1 protein-coding gene is annotated in these 890 nt (G+C 64.9%); it reads right to left on the bottom strand.

What is annotated here, in order from left to right:
* Nucleotides 1–890, bottom strand: an 890-nt coding sequence (locus tag AC0L3X_RS47220) for a chemotaxis protein CheW (protein WP_473317623.1), incomplete at both ends; no start/stop codon positions are given.

The raw sequence follows: 890 nt of genomic DNA, 5'->3' as shown, positions 1-890 counted from the left end.
CCGCCGACCTCGATGTTGAGCCGTTCCTCGACGATGTCGATGATCTCGTCGACGACGAGGCCCATGGAGCGGCCGTCGTCCGCAAACACCAGGATCGGCTGGGCGCCCTGGCTGGCGATGGTGACGCTCTCCATGGCGACGAGCGGCATCAGCTGCTCGCGGTACTGCACCATGTAGCGGCCGTTGCTGAACTCGATCTTGTCGGCCGGGAGCTCCTCCAGACGGGTGACGAGCCCGAGCGGGACTGCCTTGGGCTGGCTGGAGCCGGCGCGGAAGACGAGGAGCGAGGTGGTCTGCTCGCCACTTCCGATGTGATGCGCCCCGTTCTCGTCGCCCATGTCATGGGCCGAGGAGCCGGCGGCGCCGAGCGCCTTGGCAATGCCGTTGGGATCGATGATCATGATAACAGCGCCATCGCCCAGAATGGTGTTGCCGGAGAACATGTCGATGTGACGCAGCTTCGTCGACATCGGCTTGACCACGATCTCTTCGGTGTGGAACACGCCGTCGACGACGATGCCAAAGGTCTGGCTGCCGACCTGGGTCACGACGATAAAGCCGTTCTCGGGATCGGAGGCCGCGCCGTCGTCGATCTTCAAGAGCTTCTTGAGGTGGATCAGCGGCAGCAGCTTGTTGCGCAGGCGCAGGACGGCGGTGTCCTTGATACGCTCGATGCGGTGCTCGCTGTTGGCGCGGGCACGGACGAGCTCGACCACCGAGAGCTGCGGGATCGCGAAGCGGTCGCCGGCGGCCTCGACGATCAGCGCCGAGACAATGGCCAAGGTCAGCGGGATCTTGATGGTGACGGAGGAGCCCTCGCCGGCCACCGACTTGATGTCGATGGTGCCGCCGATCTGGTCGATATTGGTGCGCACCACGTCCATGCCGAC

The sequence above is a fragment of the Bradyrhizobium sp. MI1.7 genome, assembly GCF_055811795.1.
The sequence above is the reverse complement of the archived record's forward strand: the minus strand, read 5'-3'. Positions and strand labels throughout refer to the sequence as shown.